Source organism: Allomuricauda ruestringensis DSM 13258 (assembly GCF_000224085.1).
In the GTDB taxonomy this organism is placed as follows: domain Bacteria; phylum Bacteroidota; class Bacteroidia; order Flavobacteriales; family Flavobacteriaceae; genus Flagellimonas; species Flagellimonas ruestringensis.
Genome location: NC_015945.1, coordinates 2,009,887 through 2,032,071, shown reverse-complemented (window position 1 = coordinate 2,032,071; position 22,185 = coordinate 2,009,887). Strand labels below are relative to the sequence as shown.

Annotated in this window: 14 protein-coding genes and 1 tRNA gene; 6 read left to right on the top strand and 9 right to left on the bottom strand. The window is 43.4% G+C overall.

What is annotated here, in order from left to right; all coding sequences use genetic code 11:
* Positions 1–17: 17 nt before the first annotated feature.
* Entirely contained in the window at positions 18–3,137 is a 3,120-nt protein-coding gene (locus tag MURRU_RS09110; RefSeq protein ID WP_014033172.1) for a TAT-variant-translocated molybdopterin oxidoreductase, read from the bottom strand.
* Positions 3,138–3,169: 32 nt separating this feature from the next.
* Positions 3,170–4,537 carry a cytochrome c3 family protein gene (locus tag MURRU_RS09105; RefSeq protein ID WP_014033171.1) on the bottom strand — a complete coding sequence of 456 codons (1,368 nt, stop codon included), beginning with the start codon at positions 4,535–4,537 and terminating at the stop codon, positions 3,170–3,172.
* 235 nt (positions 4,538–4,772) lie between these two features.
* Here MURRU_RS09105 and MURRU_RS09100 point away from each other — a divergent pair, with 235 nt between their 5' ends.
* Positions 4,773–5,144, top strand: a complete 372-nt coding sequence (locus tag MURRU_RS09100) for an SPOR domain-containing protein (RefSeq protein WP_014033170.1) — start codon at positions 4,773–4,775, stop codon at positions 5,142–5,144.
* 51 nt (positions 5,145–5,195) lie between these two features.
* Here MURRU_RS09100 and infB read toward each other — a convergent pair whose 3' ends face one another.
* Genes infB through rimP form a run of 3 tightly spaced genes read right to left on the bottom strand, consistent with a single transcriptional unit; the run spans position 5,196 to position 9,686 of the window.
* Positions 5,196–7,937 carry a translation initiation factor IF-2 gene (gene infB / locus MURRU_RS09095; RefSeq protein WP_014033169.1) on the bottom strand — a complete coding sequence of 914 codons (2,742 nt, stop codon included), beginning with the start codon at positions 7,935–7,937 and terminating at the stop codon, positions 5,196–5,198.
* A 42-nt stretch (positions 7,938–7,979) separates the two neighbouring features.
* A complete protein-coding gene (nusA, locus tag MURRU_RS09090; RefSeq protein WP_014033168.1) occupies positions 7,980–9,212 on the bottom strand; it encodes a transcription termination factor NusA in 1,233 nt (410 codons plus the stop codon).
* A gap of 12 nt (positions 9,213–9,224) precedes the next feature.
* The gene (gene rimP / locus MURRU_RS09085) at positions 9,225–9,686 is read right to left on the bottom strand and encodes a ribosome assembly cofactor RimP (protein ID WP_014033167.1); all 462 of its coding nucleotides are present in this window, start codon (positions 9,684–9,686) and stop codon (positions 9,225–9,227) included.
* 343 nt (positions 9,687–10,029) lie between these two features.
* Here rimP and MURRU_RS17370 point away from each other — a divergent pair, with 343 nt between their 5' ends.
* Together MURRU_RS17370 and MURRU_RS09075 are read left to right on the top strand one after the other, a co-directional pair.
* The gene (locus MURRU_RS17370) at positions 10,030–13,443 is read left to right on the top strand and encodes a PA14 domain-containing protein (protein WP_049789098.1); all 3,414 of its coding nucleotides are present in this window, start codon (positions 10,030–10,032) and stop codon (positions 13,441–13,443) included.
* A gap of 217 nt (positions 13,444–13,660) precedes the next feature.
* Positions 13,661–14,263, top strand: coding sequence for a YkgJ family cysteine cluster protein (locus tag MURRU_RS09075; protein WP_014033165.1), 603 nt, complete (start codon positions 13,661–13,663; stop codon positions 14,261–14,263).
* A gap of 59 nt (positions 14,264–14,322) precedes the next feature.
* Here the strand turns inward: MURRU_RS09075 and MURRU_RS09070 are convergent.
* Positions 14,323–14,394: transfer RNA gene (locus MURRU_RS09070), tRNA-Gln, on the bottom strand.
* Positions 14,395–14,564: 170 nt separating this feature from the next.
* Here MURRU_RS09070 and MURRU_RS09065 point away from each other — a divergent pair.
* Positions 14,565–17,897: a glycosyltransferase family 117 protein gene (locus MURRU_RS09065; protein WP_014033164.1), complete on the top strand. Its 3,333-nt coding sequence runs from the start codon at positions 14,565–14,567 to the stop codon at positions 17,895–17,897.
* A 159-nt stretch (positions 17,898–18,056) separates the two neighbouring features.
* On the opposite strand, the gene MURRU_RS09060 is transcribed toward MURRU_RS09065, so the two are convergent.
* Positions 18,057–18,356 (bottom strand): thioredoxin family protein, encoded by a 300-nt coding sequence (locus MURRU_RS09060; RefSeq protein ID WP_014033163.1) that lies wholly within the window; start codon positions 18,354–18,356, stop codon positions 18,057–18,059.
* Between the two features lie 269 nt (positions 18,357–18,625).
* Between MURRU_RS09060 and MURRU_RS09055 the strand changes: the two genes are divergently transcribed.
* Positions 18,626–19,087 carry a CBS domain-containing protein gene (locus MURRU_RS09055; RefSeq protein WP_014033162.1) on the top strand — a complete coding sequence of 154 codons (462 nt, stop codon included), beginning with the start codon at positions 18,626–18,628 and terminating at the stop codon, positions 19,085–19,087.
* Positions 19,088–19,131: 44 nt separating this feature from the next.
* Here MURRU_RS09055 and MURRU_RS09050 read toward each other — a convergent pair whose 3' ends face one another.
* Complete coding sequence (locus MURRU_RS09050) at positions 19,132–20,367, bottom strand: metallophosphoesterase (RefSeq protein WP_014033161.1); 1,236 nt, start codon at positions 20,365–20,367, stop codon at positions 19,132–19,134.
* Between the two features lie 54 nt (positions 20,368–20,421).
* Positions 20,422–21,141 carry a copper homeostasis protein CutC gene (locus tag MURRU_RS09045; RefSeq protein WP_014033160.1) on the bottom strand — a complete coding sequence of 240 codons (720 nt, stop codon included), beginning with the start codon at positions 21,139–21,141 and terminating at the stop codon, positions 20,422–20,424.
* A 40-nt stretch (positions 21,142–21,181) separates the two neighbouring features.
* Here MURRU_RS09045 and MURRU_RS09040 point away from each other — a divergent pair, with 40 nt between their 5' ends.
* Positions 21,182–22,183, top strand: coding sequence for an isoaspartyl peptidase/L-asparaginase family protein (locus tag MURRU_RS09040; RefSeq protein ID WP_014033159.1), 1,002 nt, complete (start codon positions 21,182–21,184; stop codon positions 22,181–22,183).
* Positions 22,184–22,185: the final 2 nt, after the last annotated feature.

Below are 22,185 nucleotides of genomic sequence, written 5' to 3'. Positions count from 1 at the left end.
ACTTCTTTTTTTATTGATTAAGCCTCGTTGGTGTTTCTAACTTTCACATGATAGAACACGTTTGGTTTTGTTCCCACATGTTCCAACAAATGGTACATTCTATCATCTTCTTTCAACGCTGCCACTTTACTGTCATGGTCATTGATGTCTCCAAATACCATTGCCCCACTGCTACATGCAGCCGAACAAGCTGTTTGGAACTCACCATCTTTGATAACTCTTCCATCCCTCTTCGCATCCAAAATAGTTTTTTGGGTCATTTGGATACACATGGAACATTTTTCCATAACACCCCTTGAACGTACGTTAACATCTGGGTTGATTACCATTTTACCCAAATCATTGTTCATGTTAAAGTCGAACTCGTCGTTGTTGTTGTACAAGAACCAGTTGAACCTACGAACTTTATATGGACAGTTGTTGGCACAATATCTTGTACCCACGCAACGGTTATAAGCCATGTGGTTTTGACCTTGTCTTCCATGAGATGTGGCAGCAACCGGGCAAACGGTTTCACAGGGTGCGTGGTTACAGTGCTGGCACATTACAGGTTGGAAAGCCACTTGTGGGTTGGCAGATGGGTCTTCCATCTCCCTGAATCCTCCAAGAGAACCTTTATCTCCCCAAAGGCCATCCATATTTTCTTTCTTCTCGTTGTCCTCCTCAAAGGTTTCTTCTGAAGAATAATATCTATCGATTCGCAACCAGTGCATATCTCTGGAACGACGCATTTCGAGTTTTCCAACCACTGGAACGTTGTTCTCTGCATGACATGCTATAACACAGGCACCACATCCGGTACATGCATTTAAGTCGATGGACAAATTAAAGTGATGTCCAATACTCCTATCAAATTCCTCCCAAAGGTCCGCATCTGGCGAAGTCACCGGAATTTCTTGGTGATTCAATGATACGTGAGGCATTGGGTTCCACTCCGCATGGTCTTTGGTATTGAAGATTTCCAAGGTGGTTTCCTTGATGATATCCCCTCTACCCATCAATGTTTTATGTGATTGAATACAAGCGAACTCGTGCACTCCAGCCGATTTTTCAACAATTACGGACTGAACATTGGAGAAATTGCCATACAAAGTATAGGCATTAACCCCTGTTGCCATCTCCTCTTGTATTCCGGCTTTTTTACCATAACCGAAAGATAGCCCCACAGTACCTATTGCCTGACCTGGCTGGATGATTACCGGAACATTCTCCAACACTTTACCATCCACGGTCAATTTCACGTAGCTACCATTAACACCACCATCGGCCTCAATTGTATTTTCAAGCCCCCAAGATTCAGCATCAGCTTTGGAAACCGTTACATAATTGTCCCAAGACACCCTAGAAATAGGATCGGGGAACTCTTGCAACCATGGGTTATTGGCCTGACGACCATCACCCATCCCAACTTTGGAATATAGCACCAACTCAGTGCCTGGATTTGTTGAATTCACCAAAGAACGGATTGCAGAGGCAATCGGAACTATTTCAGGCTCCTCTTCTTCTGATTCAGCAGTAGTTGTTGCCTCAGCATCTTCAATAGCCACCGTAGGTGAAGCGAACACACCATCTTGTAATGCTTGGTTCCAAGATCCACCTTGAAGCACATCTGTACTCCAGGTTTCCTTGATGTATTCGTAGTATGTTTTCTCGATACCCATCCATGTCAAAAGCGCTGTTTGAAATTGTTTTGTATCAAACAATTCACGAATGGCAGGTTGCATCAAGCTGTATTGTCCTTTTTTAAATTCGGCATCACCCCAAGACTCCAAGTAATGTGAAGCTGCAGCCACATAACTGGACGCTTGTGCCGTTTCATCGTTGGTATAAGCAAAGTCAACCGAAACATCTACCTGCTCAAGCCCTGAAAGGAACTCTTCCGCGTTAGGCAATGTATACGCTGGGTTAACCCCGTCCATAATCAATGCACCAACACGACCTGCATTCATATCAGCAACCAATTTGGCCACTTTTGCAGCATCGCCCTGACGAACATATTTTGGTTTTTCCGGGTCGAAAGCTTCACTGGCCAACAATTTGTTAATGGCCAACACAACAGTCTGTGCATTCTCGTCATGAAGACCGCTGACCACAACTGCTTTACTACCTGCCTTTTTGATTTCGGCCGCAACCTTCTCAACAGCTTCGTCAACATCGGAAGTTCCGCCGCCAACACTGCTGCCATTTAACTTGCCGTACAATTTGGCAAGGGCAATTTTTTGCTGTGTAGGCGTCATCGGATATCTCTTATCGGCATTGGCACCGGTCAAAGACATATTAGCTTCCAACTGCACGTGCCTGGACATTTTTCCATTTTTGGGAACACGTCCTTTGGCATAGCCAGAATCGTAACCTCCACCTTGCCAATCACCAAGAAAATCCGCTCCGAAAGAAACAATCAGACCAGCTTTCTCAAAATCGTAATCGGCCAAGGCACGTTCACCGTAAGCTTTTTGGTACGCATTCAATGCAGCATCTTCGGAAATGGCATCGTAAACCACATGGTTCACATTTTCTCCGTAAGCCGCCTTAAACTCAGATATCAATTTTGCAGTTGAGGGACTGGCATAAGACTGCGTCAATAAAACCACCTGCTTACTGGAATCTTTCAAGGCATTCAACTTAGCCTTAACCGTTGCATCCAACACCTTCCACTCCACAGGCTCACCATTGGCCATTGGTCCTTGAACCCTTTTGCTATCGTACAATGTTAAAACAGAAGCCTGCACTCTAGCATTGGCACCTCCGTTAACCTTGGCGTCGGTATTGTTTTCAATTTTGATGGGCCTTCCTTCCCTAGTCTTCACCAAGATGCTGGCAAAATCAAAACCGTCCGCAATGGTAGTGGCATAGTAATTGGCCACACCGGGAACAATACTGTCCGGCTGTACCACATAAGGAATGGATTTATGAACAGGGCCCTCACAAGCCGCAACTGTAGCTGCTGCCGTACTGAAACCTACATATTTCAAGAAATCCCTACGGGATGTGTTCGAGGAAGACAGGTTTTCCTTGTCGCCCAAAAATTCATCAACGGGAATCTCTTCGGTAAACTCGTTGTTTTTTAGCGCCTCAACAATGGAATCGTTCGGATTCAACTCCGCTTCACTTTTCCAATATTTTTTGTTTGATGCCATACGATATATCTGAGATTATCTTCTTTTAATTCTTAATAGTGACACTTTCCACATTCAAGACCACCCATCATGGCAGCGGTCAATTTCTCTACCCCATACTTCTTGGACAACTCCTCGTGAATTGCTTCGTAGTACGCATTGCCCTGAACCTTGACATTGGTCTCGCGGTGACAATTGATACACCATCCCATGGTCAATGGAGCGAACTGCTCCACGACTTCCATTTCCTCAACTGGACCGTGACAAGTCTGGCACTCAACACCGGCAACAGAAACATGCTGGGAGTGGTTGAAATAGGCAAAATCGGGCAACTGGTGAATTCTCACCCACTCTACAGGTTTTGTCTCGCCCGTATAGCTTTGGTTTTCTTCGTCCCAACCTACTGCCTTGTATAATTTTTTAATCTCTCCAGTATAGAACTCATTGGTATGGCCCGCAGCCAAATCTTCTGCAGATGGGCCTTCTGGATTGCCTGTGTATTCGTATATGGATTTGTGACAGTTCATACAAACGTTCAAAGATGGAATCCCTGAAGTTTTTGACACCCTAGCAGAAGAGTGACAGTATTTACAGTCAATATTATTGTCACCAGCGTGAATTTTGTGCGAGAAATGAATTGGCTGCACAGGAGCATAACCTTGATCTACACCAATCTGCATCATCCAACCATAAGCGAAATAAGCACTAGCCAATAGTAAGAACACCACACTTACCAAAACCAAAAACTGGTTTTGAACAAATGCTTTCCAAAGAGGCAAACGCTTTTCTTTTTCCTTTTCAAGAACAACTCCATTGGCTTCGGCGATTCTTCGCAAGGTCTTGTTCACCAAGACCAACATAATCACCAAAAGACCAAACACCAAGGCCAAGGCTCCAAGAATCATCTCATTGGATATTCCTGAACTTGAACCAGTTGCCTCTCCTCCATCCGTTGTTGCAGTTGCGGTAGCAGCAGGTGTAGATGGAGGTGCAGCTGTATAAGCCAAAATATCGTCAATATCCTCATTCGACAATGTTGGAAATGGCGTCATTGCTGCCTGATTGTACTCTGCGTAAATTTTGTTGGCGTAGGCATCTCCGGAAGATATAACAGCGGGACTGTTTTTTATCCACGCATAAATCCATTCTTTATCCAACCCCTCATCCTCCATCAACTTTGTCTCCACATTGGCCAATGCAGGACCGGTCATTTTCCTGTCCAAGGAGTGGCATGCGGCACAGTTCTGGTTAAACAATTGCTTCCCCTTTACCGGGTCACCTTCAACAGCACCGGCAGTTTGCTCCGTTGCAGCATCCGTAGCGACCTCAGCTTCTTCCTGTGCATAAAAAGATGATGAGAACAATAGGAAAGATAAACCTAAAACTTTAGAAAATAGATGGCGGTATAAAACCTTTTTCATATTCGTGAAATTTCTATCGAAATCTTTGGCATGATTCTTTCTATTGAGTTTGAGAGCAATAGCTTTTTACCCTGCCAAGAATGGCAACAAAAGTAAGACATACAGTCATTTTTTGAAATGTTAAGGTATTTATAACTTATAATTTATAAAGATTCTAAATAACTTTGCTCCCACATGATTAACCTATAATAATCTACATTTGCAACAAGCGTAAACGATACAACACAGGAACAATATGAAAACCACTGTATTTGCAGCAATTTTAATTGGCTTTACAACACATCTTTCGGCCCAGAACGCCCAAGTGACCATTCAACAAGATCCAAAGATCGATGAATTGGTAAAACTCTACACCAAGGTTAGTTCCAATACAGGATATTATCAAATTCAGGTAGGTTTTGGCAACTATAAAAAAGCATTAGATCTCTTGAACCAAGTGGAAGTTGATTTCCCGGACTGGTATTCCAAAATAGAGTTTGAATCCCCCACCTACCGAGTAAGGCTGGGAAGGTTCAAAACCAAACTGGAGGCCGAAAGAAAGTACTTGGAGGTGCGTAAAAAATATCCGCATGCCATGCTACTAAAACCGGAAGAAAAAGAATCTTAACCATAAAAAATCCCGCTCTAGGCGGGATTTTTTTTCTTATTCGATTATCGCTTACAGTTTTTTCTTCACTGCCACTTCTTGGAAGGCCTCTATAATATCACCCTCTCTTACATCATTGTAGTTTTTAACCTGTAGTCCACAGTCATATCCTTTGGATACTTCCTTGACATCATCTTTAAATCGTTTCAACGAGGCCAATTCTCCAGTGTAGATTACAACACCGTCCCTAATCAACCTGATTCGTGAGTTCCTGAATATTTTACCACTGGTTACCATACAACCGGCAATGGTTCCAATCTTGGAAATCTTGAAGGTTTCCCTAACTTCGGCGTTACCCGTGATTTCTTCTTTCATTACTGGGGACAACATACCTTCCATCGCATCCTTAAGGTCGTTGATTGCATCATAAATGATGGAGTACGTCCTGATATCGATTTCCTCCTTATCCGCAATGGTCCTGGCGTTGCCCATTGGCCGTACGTTAAATCCGATTATAATCGCATCGGAAGCACTTGCCAACAACACATCGGACTCTGTAATGGCCCCAACTCCTTTATGGATAATATTCACTTGTATCTCGTCGGTGGACAATTTTTGGAACGAATCCGTCAAGGCTTCCACTGAACCGTCCACATCACCTTTAAGGATAATGTTCAATTCCTGGAAGTCACCCAATGCGATTCTACGTCCAATTTCATCCAAGGTAATATGACGTTGTGTTCTTACGGATTGCTCGCGTTGCAACTGTGAACGTTTTGCTGCAATCTGTTTTGCCTCACGCTCATCTTCCAACACATGGAACCTATCACCTGCCTGAGGCGCTCCATCCAATCCCAAAATTGAAATTGGCGTGGATGGTCCGGCACTCTCTATATTCTTGCCCCTTTCATCGTGCATTGCCTTGACCTTACCACTACAGGTTCCAGCCAAAACGTAATCACCTATGTTCAAGGTACCGGCCTGAACCAAAATCGTGGCCACATATCCTCTACCTTTATCCAAGAAAGCTTCTACAACTGTACCTGACGCAAGCCTGTTCGGATTTGCTTTAAGTTCCAACAACTCAGCCTCCAACAGCACTTTTTCCAACAATTCTTTCACACCTTGTCCAGTCTTGGCAGAAATATCGTGGGACTGAACTTTTCCTCCCCAGTCTTCCACCAACAAATTCATACTGGCCAAACCTTCTTTGATCTTATCAGGGTTTGCCGTTGGCTTATCAACTTTGTTGATTGCAAATACAATAGGTACTCCCGCTGCTTGAGCGTGACTTATGGCCTCTTTGGTTTGAGGCATAATATCATCATCCGCAGCAATTACAATTATTGCAATATCCGTTACTTGGGCACCACGGGCTCGCATTGCGGTAAACGCCTCGTGACCCGGTGTATCCAAGAATGTTATTTTTTGTCCATCTTCAAGCGAAACACCATAAGCTCCAATATGCTGTGTAATCCCTCCACTTTCACCGGCAATTACGTTCTCTTGACGAACATAATCCAATAAGGATGTTTTACCATGGTCTACGTGCCCCATCACGGTAACTATTGGTGCGCGAGATTTTAAATCTTCAGGAACATCCTCCACCTCTTCAATGGTTTCTTCGATTTCAGCGGTCACAAATTCAACTTCGTAACCAAATTCATCAGCCACGATGGAAAGCGTTTCGGCATCCAAACGCTGATTCATCGTTACCATGATACCCAAGGACATACAGGCCGAAATAATTTGGGTTGTGGAAACATTCATCATGGTCGCAAGCTCATTGACCGTAACAAACTCGGTCACCTTGAGGATTTTGCTCTCCATCTCTTGTTTCTCAAGATCTTTCTCCGTTTGTTGACGGTGTTGATCTCTTTTTTCCCTACGATATTTGGCTCCTTTGCCCTTACTGGATTTACCTTGGAGTTTTTCCAAGGTTTCCCGTACTTGTTTTTGTACTTCTTCCTCGGTAGGCTCTACTTTAGGCGCTGTTGAACGCTGTCCTTTTCTAGCAGTACCTCCTCTTGTATTTCGACCACCACCTGCTTGTGGGGCGTTCTTAACAATTCTTCTGCGGCGTTTTTTACGATCTCCACTATCGGACGAACCTCCTTTATTGGGACTGGGTTTTTGGGTATCCTCTTTTTTCTTCTTGGCAGGTTTTTTGAACTGGGAAAGGTCAATTTTATCCCCGGTTATCTTAGGACCTGAAAGCTTTTGGTATTTTGTCTTTATGGTTCCGTTTTCAGCTCCTTCAGACTCTTCTTTGCTTTCAGCACTTTCCTCCTTGGCCTCAACCGCTTTCTTTTCTGGAGCTTCAGCTTCCAACTTTTCAGTCTTCTCTTTAGCTGGCGCTTCTTCTTTTACTTCTTCTTTGGCTTTTTCCGGCTCAGCTTTTGGTGCCTCTTCCTGTTTTGGCTCTTCCTCCTTTGGCTTATCCGGCTTTTTATCCAAATCGATTTTGCCCACGGTCTTAGGCCCGGATAGTTCAGCTTTGGCTTTTACCACTTGCTGTTCCGCTTCTTTTTTCTCCTTGGCCAACCTGCGCTCTTCCTGTTCTTTCTCCATTCGGATGCGAATAGCCTCCTTTTCCTTGCGCTTTTCTTCACCAACTTCCTTGGAAGCGACCTTTTTGCTCTTATCCGTTTGGAATTCATCCAACAGAACTTGATACACCTCATTGGATATCTTGGTGGTAGGTCGTGCTTCTACGTCATGCCCTTCCGAGGAGAGGTAATCGACTGCCCTATCCAGTGAAATGTTCAATTCTCTGAGAACTTTGTTAAGTCGTATTGTTGGATTTTCTGCCATAAATAATTTTACTTGCCCTAAATTTTCGCTGCTAATATAAGCCTAATCTTCAAATTCTTCCTTGAGGATGCGAACGACCTCTAGGATTGTTTCTTCTTCTAGATCGGTTCTCTTCACCAAATCTTTTGCATCCTGTTCCAAAACGCTACGTGCGGTATCCAATCCAATCTTCTTGAATTCTTCGATAACCCAGCTTTCGATCTCATCGGAAAACTCGGTCAACTCCACATCCTCCTCAACGCCTTCGCGGAACACATCTATTTCGTAACCAGTCAATTGACCTGCCAATCGTATGTTATGCCCACCTCTACCAATGGCCTTGGAAACTTCCTCTGGCTTAAGGTATACTTGAGCTGTTTTTTTCTCATCGTTCAATTTAACGGACGATACCCTGGCAGGGCTAAGTGCACGGGTCACCATTAATTGCGGGTTGTTGGTCCAGTTAATCACATCTATATTTTCGTTGCCCAACTCACGTACAATTCCATGGATCCGAGATCCTTTCATACCCACACAGGCACCCACTGGGTCAATCCTATCATCGTAAGAATCCACCGCGACCTTGGCTTTTTCGCCAGGGATACGAACTGCCTTTTTAATGGTGATCAGTCCATCGAACACCTCTGGGATTTCTTGGAAGAACAATTGCTCCAAGAAAATTGGTGAGGTTCTGGACATGATAATGGTAGGCTTGTTTCCTTTAAGCTCCACGCTCTCGATAATGCCACGTACGTTGTCCCCTTTACGGAAAAAGTCGGATGGAATCTGTTTTTCTTTTGGAAGAATGATCTCATTTCCTTCATCATCCAACAAAATAACTGCACGATGCCTAATATGGTGCACCTCTGCAGTATAAATCTCACCTTCCAAGTCCTTAAATTGCTTGTAGATGGTGGTATTGTCGTGCTCATGGATCTTGGAGATCAGGTTTTGACGCAACGCCAAAATTGCCCTCCTACCCAAATCAATCAGCTTCACCTCTTCCGAAACATCTTCGCCCACCTCAAAATCGGGCTCGATTTTTCTAGCTTCGGACAAGGATATTTCCTCGTTAGGTTCTTCCACTTCACCATCTTCAACAACCACACGGTTTCTCCATATCTCCAAATCCCCTTTATCGGGGTTGATAATAATATCAAAATTGTCGTCAGAACCAAATTTTTTCTTGAGCGCACTTCGGAACACTTCTTCCAAAATCGCCATAAGGGTAACCCTGTCAATAAACTTATCGTCCTTAAACTCCGAAAAGGATTCGATGAGCGCTAGGTTTTCCATTTTCTACTACAATTAAAATTTTAATTTAACTTTTGCTTCTTGAATATCAGAAAATGCGATTTCCTGCTTTTTCTGCACTGTAATTTTTCCTTTACCCACTGGTTTGGGCTCTCGCGCCTTCCATTCCAAGGTAATACTATCTATCGAGGTTTCCACCAGTGTTCCTTCCAATTTCCCAGAGCTGGTCTTCACCTGTAATTTTCTTCCAATATTTTTGTTGTACTGACGTGGCAATTGCAAAGGCGATGTAGCTCCAGCCGAGGTCACCTCCAAGGAAAAATCTTCCTCCTCGCGATCCAAATTATGTTCAATGGCCCGGCTAACATTCATACAATCTTGCAGACTAACTCCTTGATCACCGTCCAAAACGACTTTGATGCTATTATCGCCGCCAATCGTAAAATCAACCAAGAACAAGGAAGAATGTTCTTCCAATGCATTGTTCAACAATTGCTTTACTTTATCCTTCAACATAAGAAATCAGTAATAAAAGAGGGGACTCAAGGTCCCCTCATGAATACTTTTATATCCGTTCAGTTTTGCAAATATACAACAAATAATATCGCATGTGCAACTCATTCAAGCACAAAAATGAAGCTTTTGCCATCTACTTTTCAGTGTATTACAATAATATATAGATGATTGGCTTCCCAATAATCCTGTAAAATATGAATGCCATTTATAGGACAAATTGTAAACATGTTAACAACAATCCCTACATTATTATAGGGTTAACATTCGTTTCACCCCCTTTCACAACAAATATTTTGAAGCTAAAGAACCCCCACTAATTTTGTGGTACAATGAATTAAAGTACATGGGCACAACCTCTTTCTTCGATAAGAAGATGAATCATTTTCCGAATGGATGGATGCTGATCATCGCATTTTTCCTGCTGGGAACATTTCTTTCATTTTCCCAAACCACTATTTGGAGCGAAAACTTCTCCTATAACAACAATACACAAAGTGGCACGGCGTCTGGTCCTTCGGCCTCTGACTGGACGACCGATCGAGGGAACAGCCTATCTGTTCGGAGCAACGAATTACGAGCTAGGAATTTGGGCGAAGAAGGCGTTTGGCAAACAGACCCCATCAATATTTATGGCTATACCGAGGTAAGTTTTAGTATGGAAACCTGGGTGAACGATGAGGATGATATGGATTGGTGGGAGGATTACTTTATCGGCCAATACCGGCTTGACGGAGGTTCTTGGGTGGAGTTTGCAAGTGTCTCAGGGGCTACTTGGGATCCGCTGGATACCTCCTACATGGTCAACCTCCCTTCAACAGGCTCCACTTTGGAAATCAGGGTGCGCATGTACAACGACTCAAGCAATGAATATTATTATATAGATGATGTCACAGTGGAAGGAAACCTGAGCCTATGTTCTGGAGAAGTTGATTTTCAATTCTATGACAGCGTTCCCCCTGGAAATACCGTGGACAACATCCCGACTTCCGGATCCATTGGCACGGGGACTTTTACCAGTTTTAATGTTGATGCACTACAAAACCAAGAAGATCCTGGCGATGCCGATAATTTCAGCATTCGATATTCGGGCTACATTCAGATAGACACGGAAGGCACATACACCTTTTATACATCATCGGACGACGGCTCCAAGCTTTTTATTGACGGAACCGAAGTGGTTGACAATGATGGAAACCACGGCACACAAGAAAGGTCTGGTAATATATCGCTGACCACTGGACTGCATGCCATTACTGTTCTATTTTTTGAAAACGGGGGCGGTGAAACGCTGAACGTACAATATCAAGGACCTTCCTTGTCCAAACAAAATGTCCCGTTTTCCAAATTATACTCGAATTGTAGTGTGGCCAGTGCCGACCTTGATGGGGACGGTGTTGATGATGTAGCCGATATTGATGATGACAACGATGGAATCCTTGATACTGATGAATGTGGTTCTGGCGGAAACTTTGTACAGACCGCAACAAACCTAAGACATTTTAGTGACCCTACCAATGCAGAAAGTAATCCTGGAACAACCTATGCGGCCAATCCAACAACGTATCCAGGCTCAAGTTCCAGATTATTGCTCCAATTTCCTGTAGCTATTCCAATTGGAACCAATGTCAGTGTTTTTGTTGGAGCAGACCCGGCAGTATCAAGTACAGACATTCAGATCCAACGCACCAATTCATCAGGAACCACTAGTATTTGGTTGGCAACTGCCAATGGCACAACACCAGGGTCAATTCGGGAAGTAACATTTACGGTCTCTGGAAGTAGTTTACAATACATCCGAGTTGAAGCGTGGCAGACTGGAGCAAGAGTATATGGCGCCAGTTTTGATAACGCTTTGGATTGTTCTACTGTGGATACCGATGGCGACGGCATACCCAATTACCAAGACCTGGATAGTGATGGTGACGGCATACCCGACAATGTAGAAGCACAAACTTCTTTAAGCTATACGGCTCCTTCGGGAGTTGATTCCAACAACAATGGACTGGATGATGCCTACGAAGGAAGCGGTTTATCGGCTGTGGATACCGATGGTGATGGCACTCCCGATTATATGGATACCGACAGCGATAATGATGGGACATTGGATACCATTGAAGCTACACTTACCCTTGTTGGATCGGACAGTGATAATGATGGCTTGGACAACAATATGGATAGCTCGACCGGGTATTCCGACCCCGGGGGGACTATAGACAACCCCATGAACACCAACGGCGGTTCTTTGATGCTTCCCGATTCCGATGGCGATGTTGCTTCGGGAGGTGACTTGGATTTTAGGGATGATACTTTTGACGATAACGGCCCACCATCCATTACAGCTACGGGAGACCAAATTTTTTGTCCTGGCAATACGATTTCTGTCGTAGAAAGTGTAGATATTTCAGACGCTGACAGCAGTACGTTGGATGGTGTTTATGTGCAGGTTACTTCAAATTACGATGTTTCCGGCGATGTTCTGAGTTTAACTGGAACACACACCAACATAACGGCCAGCTATGACACTTCCGAAGGAAGGTTGTTCTTGGAAGGGCCGGCGACCTTGGCCGAATTTGAGGCAGCTATTAGCGCTGTAGTTTTCCAAACTACGGCCACCGTAAGCAGTGGCGACACAAGAACATTTTCCATAGTAATGAACGAGGCTAACTATTTGGAATCCACAGGGCACTATTATGAGTATGTCCCTTCCGAAGGAATTACTTGGACCGCAGCCCGCGATGCCGCAGCCTTAAGAACATTTTATGGACTCCAAGGCTATTTGGCCACCATTTCCTTTCAAGACGAATCGGATCTGTTGGGTTCACAAGCACCAGGAGCAGGTTGGATCGGGGCAAGTGATGCCGCCACCGAAGGAGATTGGTACTGGGTAACCGGCCCTGAAGCAGGAACCTTGTTCTGGAGGGGAACTGGCGGTGGAACCGCTTTTGGTTATGAATTTTGGAATTCCGGCGAGCCCAATCAATCCGGAGACGAGGATTATGCCCACATCACTGCTCCAGGGGTTGGATTGCCCGGGTCTTGGAACGACCTTTCCAACACAGGAGCTGCTAGCGGGGATTATCAACCAAAAGGATATTTGGTAGAATATGGAGGCATGCCCGGAGATCCCACTCATCCAGACTTGGCAGCTACGACAATGATTACTGTTGAGTCAACAGCACCCACAGCAAGTGCTCCAGCTCCAATAATGGTGAATTGTTCGGCTGACATTCCTACACCAGATGAAGCCGTAATAACAGATGAAGCCGATAATTGCGACCCAAATCCAACGGTAGTTTTTGTGAGTGATGTTAGCGATGGAGGAAGCAATCCGGAAATCATTACACGTACATACAGGATTACAGATACGGCTGGAAACACCACTGATGTGGAGCAAATCATTACGATAACACCTTTCACCATATCATCACAACCCACAGATCAAACAGTTGTTATGGGCAATAATGGAAGTTTTTCGGTTACAGCTATCAACGTAGATACCTATCAATGGGAGGTAAGTACAGATGGTGGAACCAATTTTGCCCTTATCTCGGATGGAGCTGAATACTCGGGAACGCAAACAGCAAACCTTAGCGTGAACTCGCCAGACACCTCTAAAAATGGATATATTTTCCGTGTACATGCCTCCAGCAGTACCGGAAGCTGCAGCCCAATCACTTCGGACATGGCATCTTTAACTGTAAAAACGGGAAGAGTCATCACCAACCGAGGGGTAACATACCGCGTGAACAACAACTAACGCATTACCTAAAACCAGATAAATGTCTCTTGTAGTTGATTCACAATTGTTGTAATTGCTTCAGGTTGGAAGTCCTTTTCCATTGGTATTTCCTATATTTTATCGTTTTGAGTTTCTACAATGGTTTGGGTATTTCCAACATAAGGTGGTATCAAAAAAATCAATTGAATTTATGTTGCCTCTGTATCGAAATAAAACATACTTTCGATAAAGAATAATGACACTGGAAAATAAAGTTCAATTGGTTGAAAGGTTATTTGATCAATTGGAGAAAGAAACCCTTCAATTTCAAAAAGCATCTGGAATTGGCTGTGTTTCGGGTTGCGGAAAATGTTGTACTTACCCTAATATTGAAGCTTCTCCTTTGGAGTTTTTACCTTGGGCATTTCATCTATTTTTATCTGGTAAAGCGGAGGATGCACTTACAAGTATCAATGAATACCCGATTATGACCTGCTTTATGCTGACACCTGTTTCCATTATAGGTAAAGGCCATTGTGGGAGTTACCGTCATAGAGGCTTAATGTGCAGATTATTTGGCTACGCCACGAACAGGGACAAATATGGCAATTTACGATTGGCAACTTGTAAAACCATCAAAGAAGAACAGGCCGACAACTATCTTGTTGCGTCCGAAGCTATTTTGAAAGGAATGGATGTCCCTGTCTTTACGGACTATTATATGCAATTAAATCAAATCGATTTTCAATTGGGCTCCAAAATAATGCCCATAAACAAAGCTCTTAAAATGGCTTTGGAAGAAGTTTTACAATACTATACCTACAGGCCTGTTCCCAGCTTGGACAGAGAGTGTGTTTAAAAGAATCCGACCTAATTAAAAAACAAGCCCCTTAAATCAATGATTTAAGGGGCTTTCCGTTGACCCACTAGGACTCGAACCTAGAACGACTGGACCAAAACCAGCTGTGTTGCCAATTACACCATGGGTCAGTGCCATATTTGAGCGTGCAAATTTAAAACAAACTTTGGTTTCAACAAATATTTTTGACAAGAATACACGCTATTTTTCTTAAACAAGGGTGTTAAAGGTTTTCCAAAAAGGGTTAGGCATCTGTTCTAGATTTACTAAATTCGCCACAATTCGGTTAATAACCAACTCTATGTTTGCAAAAGACTTCAAAAAATGGGATACCATCCTTGGATGGACTTCCTTCGCCATCGCGTTTATAGTTTATGCCCTGACCGTTGAACCCACAGGAAGTTTTTGGGATGCAGGGGAGTATATTTCCACTTCAGCAAAATTGCAAGTTGGACACCCACCTGGGGCTCCATTGCTGCAAATGATAGGTGCATTTTTTGCCATGTTCGCCTTTGGCGATGAGACCAAAATAGCGCTTATGGTAAATGCAGTCTCCGTTGTTTCGAGTGCATTTGCCGTATTGTTCACCTTCTGGACCATTACCAATTTGGTCGGGAAAATGATTTCCAAAAAGAGTGAAATCACCAATAGCAAAGCTATTGCTGTTTTTGGAAGCGGACTTGTTGGAGCGCTTGCCTTTACTTTTTCAGATAGTTTTTGGTTCAATGCCGTAGAAACCGAAGTATACGCCATGGCCAGTTTAATTATGGCCCTGTTGCTCTGGCTGGGCTTAAAATGGACCGACAATTTGGGAGACCCCAGAGGTCACCGTTGGCTTATGCTTATCTGTTTTGTGATCGGACTCACCTTTGGGATTCAGTTTATGGGCTTTTTGGCCATTCCATCAATAGGTTTGCTGTATTACTTTAAAAAGTATAAGATTACAACGGTAAAGAACTTTTTGTTGGCCAATATTGCAGTGGTGGCGGTGCTCATCCTGGTTTACAAATTCTCTTTGACCTATGTACTGGAGCTTTTTGGATGGAGCGAGGTTTTCTTTATCAATGAAATTGGACTTCCGTTCAATTCAGGTTCCATTATTATGGGGCTCCTATTTGTAGCTGCTTTCTATTTTGGATTGAGATATACCCGAAAACATAATTACTACAATGCGAACATCGTGGTGCTTTGCCTCATGTTCCTCTTCCTTGGATTTTCATCTTGGTTAATGCTTCCCATCCGTGCAAATGCAAAAACCGTAGTCAACGAAAACAATCCTGCCGATGCAAGGGCCCTTTTGGCCTACTACAACAGGGAACAATATCCAGGTGTGGACAGTCCCGTTTATGGCGCTTATTATTCGGATACCTTTGCTCCCGCTGGAGAAGATAGGGATGACAGCCCCAAATATGAAAAAGATCTGGAACTGGGAAAATATGTTATTGTAAACCACTACAAAGGTGCCTTACCCGGACCCAACGAAAAGCATGTGGGCATTTTGCCCAGAATGTGGAGCGACCAACATGCCGAAAATTACATGCGCTATTTTGGTGCGCTGGAATTTCGGATAAAATCGGAATACATCTCCAACAACGACCTTAGGGATGCCGTAAACCAATTTAAAACGGCATACTCCCAAGGGGAGCTCGACACCGAACAATACATTCGATTTTTACGGGAATTCGGCCAGTATATCGAAGTAGAGCCTCCAACATTGGGACAAAACCTAGAATACCTTTTTGATTTCCAGTTCAGCTACATGTACATGCGCTACTTTATGTGGAATTTTGTCGGAAAGCAAAACGATGTACAAGGCAGATACGATGAAAACGGAAACTGGTTGAGCGGTATCAATTTTATTGATAGCATTAGGTTGGGAAGCCAAGAAAACCTTCCCAGCGACTGGAAAAACAACAAAGGAAGAAATACCTATTTCTTCCTACCGTTGTTACTCGGAATTTTGGGCATTGTATTCCAGATATCCAAAAACCCGAAACAGTTCTGGGTCCTCTTCGTGTTCTTTATATTTACGGGCCTGGCGATTCAGTTTTACACCAACCCCTACATTTTCCAACCTAGGGAAAGGGATTATTCCTTGGTGGGATCTTTTTATGTTTTCTGTATTTGGATTGGTATTGGGGTTTATGGGCTCTTTGAAGAATTCAAAAAAATATTTTCTGCAAAAATTGCAGCACCAGCCATCACAATATTGTGTCTGTTGGCCGTACCCCTCTTAATGGCCTTCCAAAACTGGAACGATCACGATAGATCCGACCGATATACCGCCCCAGCAACTGCTAAAGCCTATCTCGACTCCTGCCAAGAAGATGCAGGGGCGATTCTGTTCACTATTGGGGACAACGACACCTTCCCGATTTGGTACGCTCAAGAGATTGAAAAGTACAGGACAGATGTCCGCGTGGTAAACACCAGCCTTTTTGCTACGGATTGGTACATAGACCAAATGAAACGCAAAGCCTACGAGAGTGACCCTATACCCTCCCAATTGACCCACGACAAGTATAGTTATGGAACCCGGGATGCAGTTTACTATCAAGGCATTACCGAAAATCGTTGGAGCATCAAGGATTTTATGAACTGGATCGGGAGTGATAGGCCCCAAACCAAATTCAGGCATATACTCACTAATCAAGGAGCAGATTTAAGCAATTACTCTGAAAGTACCCTGGACATTGTGTACTATCCTACCAATAAAATCAGGATTCCGGTCAACAAGAAAAATGTACTGGAAAGTGGGTTGGTCAAGGAAAAAGACTCCGCCCTTATTGTGGATTATATTGATATTGATTTGCCGCAGAGCGCACTTCCAAAAAATAGAATACTGATGTTGGATTTGATTGCCAACAACGATTGGAAACGTCCGATTTATTTCTCCGGGGGTAGTTTTGACAGCGCCGAATACATTTGGATGAAGGATTATCTGCAACTGGATGGTCTGGTGTACAAATTGGTGCCCATCAAAACCCCGAACCGAAACTCCTTTGAAATGGGCCGTATCGATTCTGATTTGATGTACGACATCGTCAAAGATTGGGAATGGGGCAACTCTGGAAGCGATGAAATCTATCATGACCCACAAACACGTTCCCAAGGGCTCTCCTTTAGGAGCAATTTGGCCCGTTTGATGGAAACCCTTATCGAAGAAAACAAAATAGACAAGGCCAAAGGTGTCATCAACATTGCCATGGACAACATGCCAGTGGACCATTATGGCTTTTATGCCTTTGTGGAACCATTTGTAGATGGGTACTACAAAGTCGGCGAGACCGAAAAGGCCCGTGCGTTGTTCGGCAAGCTCAAAAAAGTATATCAAGAACATTTGGAGTATTATGCCAACATTCCTTTGGATGAGCAGTACGATAAAATTGACGATATCCTGTCCGATATGCAAGCATACCGCAGGAACATTGATATCCTAATCGAAAACAACGACAAGGAACTAGCCGAATCGGAAACGGTCATTTTCAATGAGTATATAGATAAGTTTTCGCAGTTTGTGGATGAAGAAGAAGAGAGTTTGGACGAACCACTCCCCCTTGACCCGGATATGGAAGATTCCATCTTGCTGGATACCATAGAAAGTGTTCCGGATTCCACACTTCCTGAAGAATAAAAAACATAAAGAGCCTGTTTAAAATGTCGATTTTCGTCAACCTGAACTTGATTCAGGTTCTCATAGCGATTTGTTTATCAGTATGATGAGATTCTGAAATACCTTGCCTGCCGGCAGGAATTCAGAATGACGTGTTTCAATGCTTTATAGCCTCTTTCTTTATTGGATATATTCGTTTAGGATACCTATGAGCGTATTGGCGTCCTGCTCCCCGCTTTGGCGCCAAACCATCTCACCTTTTTTGTAGATCATTAAAGTGGGCAGTCCCTTAATGCGGAGTGCCTGCGAAAGTTCCTTGTTTTTGTCCACATCAATTTTTATAACCTTTCCCTTATCACCAAGGGCAGCGGCCACATCACTCAAAACAGGGTGCATGGAAGTGGACTCCTGGTTCCATTCTGCATAAAAGTCTAACAATACAGGGACTTGTAAATCTATAAGTTCACCAAATTTGGACATGTATTCTAAGGTTTACAATCAAAAGTAAGAAAAAATGTGAATGTTTTTATAGCAAGTCAATGCTTTACCCTACAGTCCATGGCAAATTTTCATTAAACCATCTCAGCATATAGTGCCCTATTACCATGTCTCATTCCAATATTTGTTCTAACAAACAGTACAATTTAATCATCATACAACCATATTCCACAAGTAATTAATTTACACTTTTTATGATTTTAAGTCACTGAAATTCAATATATTTAATAGAGGGATTAAAAAATTTGGATATGGGAATCAAGAGTTACACAGGAAAAAGGGTAAAGGAAATACCCAAAGAAATACCGCTAAAAGTGAGTGATTATATGACTCGGGACCTAATCACCTTTAGTCCTGACCAATCTATAGAGGAGGTCATCGAAGCTTTGATACGGCATAAAATTTCGGGAGGTCCGGTCGTTAACGAAAACAACGAGTTGATAGGGATTATTTCAGAAGGGGATTGTATAAAGCATATTAGTGACAGTAGGTATTACAATTTACCCATGGAGCACAGCAAAGTAGAACTTCGAATGATTAAAAATGTAGAGACCATTGATGGCAATATGAACATCTTTGATGCAGCAAAAATGTTCCTCGAAGTCAGAAGACGCCGTTTCCCTATTTTGGAAAACGGAAAACTTGTTGGTCAAATATCCCAAAAAGACATTCTAAAAGCTACGATGGGAATAAAGGGCCAAAACTGGAAATGATTGTAAACCGTTAAAAACTTCCTGTAAACCCAAAAAAATCGGATTTACGCCGCCATCCCCTTTTTCTTCAAGGTAATTACCGAAATCTCGGGCCAAATACCAAAACGACCGGGGTAACCAATAAACCCAAACCCTCGGTTTACATTGATAAACTGGTCCAACTCCTTGTAAATGCCCGCCCAATATTTGTAGCGCCACTTAACAGGGCTCCATTTAACCCAGCCAGGAATCTCAACGCCAAACTGCATGCCATGGGTGTGCCCGCTCAAGGTCAGATGAAAATGGTAATCATCGTGGACCACCACATCTTCCCAGTGCGATGGGTCGTGGCTCAGCAATATTTTAAAATCATCTTGGGAAACGCCCGCTTTGGCCTTTTGTAGGTCGCCCGCTTTTTTAAATCCGCCGCGGCCCCAGTTCTCCACCCCGACCAAGGCAATTTTATCACCATCTTTCTCCAAAAAACGATTGGAATTCAGAAGCAAATCAAAGCCCATTTCTTTTTGCATGGTTTTGAGGTTTTCCAAGTTTTGTGCTTTCTCTTCTTCCGTATCCCAAACCGCATAATCCCCGTAATCGTGGTTGCCCAAAATGGAGAACACCCCATCCTTAGCATCCAAACGAGAGAAAACCTCTTTCCACGGTTTCAACTCATCCGAACGGTTGTTTACGATATCTCCAGTAAAGAAAATTACATCGCTCTTTTGTTCGTTGATAAGACTGACCCCATACTCCACTTTTTTATAATCGTCAAAACTACCGCTGTGCACATCGGAAATCTGTGTGATCTGATAATTATGGAAAGCATCCGGAAGGTCATCAAACTCCAACTCGTATTTTAAAACCTGATAGTTGTATTTTCCACGGTACATGCCATATAGCAAAGCCCCAAAAGGCAACGCTGCCAAGCCAAGGGCAATACCACTAATAAATTTTCTTCGTGAAGGGAAGTAACCTGTATCAGCATCCGAAACCCCAACAATTTTGTTATACCCGTAACCAATCACACGTACCACATCTTCCAACAAAAGGAAGAAGCCCAAGACCAAAGCCAATAAAAAGAATGAAGCAAATATGGTTCCTGCAATGGCAGCGGTACCTTTAAACCCATCGCCAGGGTCGTATGTCATTACTTTGATGGTCAAAAAAATCAAGGCGCCCAAAAACAGTACAATGTAAGCCCATTGCATCAACGGACTTTTGAACAGTGTACGGAATGCTTGAAAGCCATAAACGGCCAGCACCACATACAGGATTGCCAAAACAATAAATCGGGACATACAATTTTTTTACAAAATTAGTGCTAATCTCCTATTAAGCAGTACTTTTTAATTTTATTTAACGGCTTCAACAATGGATTTAAGGATAGCTAAACTTGAAACCGCCACTTCATCCTCCACCAAATGTTTTTTGGAGTTCATACTGATTTTACCTTCTAACGCCACATGATGTCCAAAGGAAGTCCCAGAGCAATGGATAGCATTAAGTCCTATATCCTTAAAATCTGATACGTTCTTGGGAGACACACCTCCACCTGCCATAATGGTCATGTTGGTATTTTGCTGCCATAACTTCAAGTGATTGATTCCTTTTTCCGCTGAAATCTCTCCTCCAGAAGTTAAAATGGTCTGCACACCAATATCTTCAAGTTGCTTCAATGCTTCCAACGGGTCATTGACCCAATCAAAAGCACGGTGAAATGTAAAATGCATCGGTTGGGCCAAATCCACCAATTCTTTCGTTCTTTTAATATCCACCGAAAAATTCTTTTTCAAAATTCCAGTTACAATGCCATCCATACCCAGCTCTTTGCAAGCTAAAACATCGGTTTTCATCACCTCAAACTCAGTGTTGGAATAGGTAAAATGCCCGCCCCTTGGACGAATAAGTACATGAACGGGAATATTCAACTCCTTTTTTACTAATTTAATGAGTCCTGCAGATGGGGTAATGCCCCCCACCCCAAGTTCTGAACAAAGTTCAATTCTATCAGCTCCTGACCTCTCGGCATTCAAAGCCGATTCCAAGGAATTGGCACAAACTTCTACCAGCATATTGTATATTTATGATCCTTAAAAATAAACATACCATCGCATGGAACGACGCAAATTTCTTAAAAATTCCAGCCTCTCCGCAGCCGGACTGGTTTCCGCCTCTACTTTGGTCGCCTGTAAAACAGAACCAAAGCCAGAAGTTGCCCCAGCTGCGGCAATTCCAACTCCAAATCCTGTAAAACCAATCGTCGTCTGTACTTGGAACTTTTTTAATGCTACGGAGAAGGCGTGGGAAGTCTTAAAGTCGGGCGGTAATGCCTTGGACGCCGTGGAGCAAGGGGTTATGGTGGAGGAAGCCGATGAAACCAACGAGACCGTCGGCAAGGGCGGTCGTCCCGATCGAGATGGAAATGTCACCTTGGATGCCTGTATTATGGACAAAGACGGTAATTGCGGCTCCGTGGTCTGTATGCAAAACATTGTACACCCCGTTTCAGTGGCAAGAAAAGTGATGGAAGAAACACCACACATAATTTTGGCGGGCAAAGGCGCAGAGAAATTTGCCTACGAGCAAGGCTTCAAAAAAGAAGACCTGTTCACCAAAAGTACCCGAGAACAATACGAAGAATGGTTAAAAACCTCCAAATACGAGACCACCATCAATATAGAAAACCACGATACCATTGGAATGCTCGCCATTGATGAAAATGGCGATATTTCCGGGGCTTGCACCACAAGTGGAATGGCCTACAAAGTAGCAGGACGCGTTGGGGACTCTCCCATTATCGGTGCCGGGCTTTTTATCGACAACGAAGTGGGCGGTGCCACTGCAACAGGTGTAGGCGAAGAAGTGATCCGTACCGTGGGCAGTTTTTTGATCGTGGAATTGATGCGACAAGGAAAAAGTCCACAAGAAGCCTGCGAAGAAGGTGTAAAACGTATTATGAAGAAAAATGAGGGCCGAAAAGATTTCCAAATCGGGTTTTTGGCCATCAACAAAAATGGGGAAACGGGTGGCTACTGCGTGCATCCCGGGTTTACCTATCGGGAATATTCCGACAATGGGCACGAAAACCGAGAGGTGACCAGTTTTTATGAATAGAC